Here is a 4438-nt window from a genome sequence, read left to right as displayed (position 1 = left end):
TGTGGTTGCCGCGGCCGTACCCCCGGTGAGATCGAACGTCCCGGAGTGCGGTGTCGCTGTGGTCGAACCAGCACCCAACGCCACGTCATTAGCATTATTCGCAATCGCGTTCGAGCCTAAAGCCAATCCATTACCAGCTTTCGCGCTGGCCGTGTCTCCGAGTGCCACCCCACCTGCCACAGCGACGCTCGAGTTGTTGCCCAGTGCCACTGAGCCTTGGCCCGTCGCAGTATTGGTGTTACCCAACGAGACCGCACCCTGCCCGTTCGCCGTATTGCTGTTGCCCATCGCCACCGCACCAGTACCTGTAGCGCTGTTCGGATCGCCAATCGCGACCGCACCATTACCGCTCGCAGTGTTTCCCACGCCGATCGATACCGCCTGACCACCCGTGGCTGTCGCCGTCTGGCCGATCGCGACCGCGCCGGTCGAATTGGCAATCGCGCTAGTGCCAAGCGCAATTGAGTTGCCACCAGTTGCTGCCGCTCCTGTGCCAAGCGCAACGTCATTCACGATAGTCGTACTCCCGCTCACGCCAGTAATGGCGTTTGCGCCCGCCGCGAATGATCCTTGTCCATATGAGATCGCGCTCACACCGTATGCAATGGAATTCGCTCCTAATGCCTGGGCGTTGCCACCTATCGCAACGCCGCTCTCACCTGACGCAGTCGCATGCTGTCCGATTGCCGTGGCGTTCAAACCGGATGCTGACGAATACGCGCCAAGCGCTGTTCCACCCGTCGCCGCACTAGCCGTGTAACCTACCGCCGTCCCGGAATCACCCGACGCCGTAGTATTTCCGCCGACTGCCACGGTAAAGTTGCCAGTTGCCACCGCGTTGCCACCCATGGCAACGCCGTTCGAACCTGACGCGGTCGAATGCTCTCCGAATGCCACCGCAAACGCAGCGGATGCCGACGCGTATGCACCAAGTGCTGTTCCGCCTGACCCCGCCGTAGAAAGGTACCCTACCGCCGTCGCGAACTGATCCGACGCATTAGCACTTACGCCAACTGCCGTGGAGAAATTGCCAAGTGCCTGGCTATTGGTGCCCAAAGAAGTGGCGTCAAGTCCGGTTGCCGTTGCATTTTGCCCTACCGCAACCGCCAGGCCTCCCCCAGAATTTGCGCCCGATCCGACTGCCACCGAGTTCGCGCCCGCGGCCGAGCCGCCAGCAACTGCTTGTGCCACAGCGGCCCCCGGAATCAGGGCTCCACCCGCAGACATCACCATAATCCCAACAGCGATAGCTCGCCGCCGATCTACTCTGCTGGTTAGCTCTCCGCGCTGATCGAACGCACCGGACGACGTTTTCAAGTTGCCTTTGCCCCCCGCCTTGTCGTTCTCAGATACCGCAACGAAAGCGCCGCGCGCTTTATTCCATACGATCCTGCATACCCTGTTCATCTCAAGACTCCCTATGAAAGAATTCCTCGCTGCTACTGTCTGTGCGACAGCGATACTTACTTGACGGAGGAAATCGCAACCCGCTGACGTCGCATCTTTTTCCTTTCTGTTCTGGTATTCGATGCAGGATCGAAGTGAAGAGCCGTTGCTCCGTCCTTCCTTGCACTATCATTTTTTACTTTCGCGTACTTCACCATTCTCAGAATGCCTGTCTCGCAATCTGCCTATCGTTCGCCACTCGCGAGATGACTATCTGGCGTTCAATTTCCGACGCTCTTCTTTAGATATTTTGTTAAATTTATTCAACATATTAGATATCCTTATTTATTGTGAATGCCTCACATATCCAGGCGTGTATCGTGACGTAAATTTTTTATGTAAGCCGGTCAGTGGTCAACGCATGTCGGTATCCCTCAATACCGAATTCTTTCCACGGTCTCTGCCACCGTTCAGTTGACGATGTCGATACACTCAACCAGTTATGCAGATTCAGTGGCCTCGACGTCACTGTCGGCGGACATGATCGAGAGATCAGTCGAAGTCGAAGGCGACGGTGTGTCGTTCGTACATGAACGAACGGATTCAAATAGCTGCCGCGCGGCATCGCTCGCAAGATGTTTGCCATTCCCCCACAACGCATTCATCCGATCGATACTTTCGACGAGCCGGTAATATAGTGACCGGATTGTGATCGTCTCATCGACCCGCAATGCGCGCTTCCCAGCCGCGAGCATTGCGCCGTCCGCAACCACACGGCCCATCCTTACGTTTAGCTCATCATTCTCGTGCTCGCTCAGTTGGAGCCGATTGTTCAGCCACCATGCTATCGAGTTGCGCAACTGACTAGCGGTTTCGGTATCCGCGAGATGTACGGCAATGAATTCATCCACATTCTGGCGCCCAGCACCGACGGAAAATCCGACTAGCGACAGAAGCGCTTCAATAGATTCACCCTTTGACAGCGCCTCCGCATCCAGGGTCATCTGCGTAAGACGATCACTCTCGTGTGCGTGACTTCTGACGCCTGACACACCACTCACATCGTGAAGAGTTGTCCAGAGGCCATCCGTCCCGATGATTCTTGCGACGGCGCAAATCACTGAATAAGCCGCGATTCGCGGCGCCGTCGGCCAGGAAACGGAATGAATCAACACCTCAAGAGCGCGGAAGTCTGCGATGGTTGAGGATATCCTGTCGTAGATGTGCGGCCGGTCAAAGGTCGCGCCGTCATCCTTTCTACTTGCTACGTGGCGCTCGACCTGGCTCAACGCATACTTGATACCACCAAGTGCGCATGCTGAAAGATAGAGGCGCATGCGATCGATCGCGTTTTGCGCAATTTTTTGTCCTTCACCCGGAACGCCGATCACGGTATCCCGACCCAGCGTCACGTCTGCAAAGCAGACGTAATTCTCGCCGACTGAGGTCAGCCTGAGTCTGGAAGATTCCGCGCCGGAGAAGGTCTGTGGGCTCCGGGCATCGACGTGAAATCCCGTCATCCCCAGAGGCGATCCGTTCTCTTCACAGGACCTGACGAAAAGATGGAACCGCGCTGGCAGACCGGCATGAGTTGTCCACAGCTTCTTGCCGCTGAGTCTCCAAGTTTCTTTGCCAGTGTGGTTTGCGCTCGACGGCCCAACTCTTTGTATCGAGTCGACCTGCGTCTCGGCCTCTGCGAGAGAAAACGCGACAAGATCGCGCCCTGCTCCGATGGAGGCAATGCTCTCTGCATGCATTGTCTGATCCGTCTGAACAAGCGGAAGAAGTCCCAAGCTGTTGTGGAGCGCAACAAAACCCGATAATCGAAGATCGATAGTGGTTAATTTCTCGAAAACGCGGAGCGTGTCACAGACGGCAAGGCTGCATCCTCCGAGTGCCTCCGGACAATCCATACCGAGAAGGCAAAACTTTCCAAGATCCAACATCACGTGTGACGGGAGCCAACGGTCGTCACGCTTGGATACCCATAGGGATCGCGAGGCGAGGTACCTCTTCAGCCCGTCGCAAATCTCATCTGCAACTGCGCGACTCCGGCGAATCTCAGCTCCCGAAGATAGATGCACGTCGTGATTGGATGCATTCTTTTCGCGCTTCATTTTCACGGTGATATTTCTGCGTTTATGTGTGAAGAAAAGACTAAGCGAGAGATCACGATAGAAACTGAACAATTGTCACCGAACTTTGGCGACCAAGATGGACGCCGCAAGTAAGATGCATGTGACGGGGAACTGCAACTGCGAGGTGTGGCGCGTGCGCACCGCGGAACGTGTCGCGACGCACACCTTGATTTTCGGGAATACCGTTCCCGCGTCACTGTGACCTGATGTCCGGCAGCGAACCCCGTACTTGTTCGATTGCCGTTAGAACTTCAGCGGGAAGAAAAAAACGCCTGGGCACCTTGAGGCGGCCCAAGCATAAAGTCTTCGAGCCCGAGGAGACGAAGACTGAGAGAACCTGAAAAGTAGCACGACAAAGGCTCATTGAATCTGAAGAAAAGACAACTTTGACGTCGGTACCAAGCGACGAGCAGCATTACCGAAAGGTCTACCAGACGTGAATCAACCCGCGTAGTCGGTCCGGATGGCAATAGGCTGCCCGGCATTTTCTGTTCAGTGCCAAGATCGTCGCTCGCAGAAGCTAGTTAGATGATTGGCAGCGGATGCGTAGCATTCAGTATCCGAGTGCTTATTCCACGCAAGCGACGTGTGCACCACGGGCGCGACCGTCGCAAACGGCATTCGCTGCCGTGTGTGGAAGTGGAGAAAAATGGGGGGCCTTCACTGTTGGCCAAACTCAGGCGATCTAGCGCCGTTGTTGGCGCTATCGGGGATGCCAAACAGTTCTCCAACGGGCGTCATCTGGCGGCGTGGCTGGGGCTGGTGCCCCGTCAATACTCCTCGGGAGGCAAAGCCCGGTTGCAGGGCATCAGCAAGCGGGGCGATACCTATTTGCGAACTCTTCTGATTCACGGTGCAAGAACCGTTTTGCAATACGCGTCGGGCAAGACCGACAAACGTAGTCGATGGTTGCA

The 4438-nt window shown here is 56.1% G+C and carries 2 protein-coding genes and 2 pseudogenes; 1 reads left to right on the top strand and 3 read right to left on the bottom strand.

What is annotated here, in order from left to right; all coding sequences use genetic code 11:
* The 3 genes and pseudogenes from PQR40_RS39100 to PQR40_RS38740 form a co-directional block, all read right to left on the bottom strand.
* Positions 1-1407, bottom strand: a 1407-nt coding sequence (locus PQR40_RS39100) for an ESPR-type extended signal peptide-containing protein (RefSeq protein WP_459252667.1), incomplete at its 3' end; no start/stop codon positions are given.
* A gap of 479 nt (positions 1408-1886) precedes the next feature.
* Entirely contained in the window at positions 1887-3143 is a 1257-nt protein-coding gene (locus PQR40_RS38745) for an acyl-CoA dehydrogenase family protein (RefSeq protein ID WP_408511258.1), read from the bottom strand.
* A 27-nt stretch (positions 3144-3170) separates the two neighbouring features.
* Positions 3171-3503, bottom strand: a pseudogene (locus tag PQR40_RS38740) (acyl-CoA dehydrogenase family protein); the annotation flags it as partial.
* Positions 3504-4208: 705 nt separating this feature from the next.
* On the opposite strand from PQR40_RS38740, the pseudogene PQR40_RS38735 reads away from it, so the two are divergent.
* A pseudogene (locus tag PQR40_RS38735) lies at positions 4209-4438 on the top strand (transposase); the annotation flags it as partial.

It is taken from the genome of Paraburkholderia sediminicola, assembly GCF_046026855.1.
Taxonomy (GTDB): Bacteria; Pseudomonadota; Gammaproteobacteria; order Burkholderiales; family Burkholderiaceae; genus Paraburkholderia; species Paraburkholderia sediminicola_A.
The sequence above is the reverse complement of the archived record's forward strand: the minus strand, read 5'-3'. Positions and strand labels throughout refer to the sequence as shown.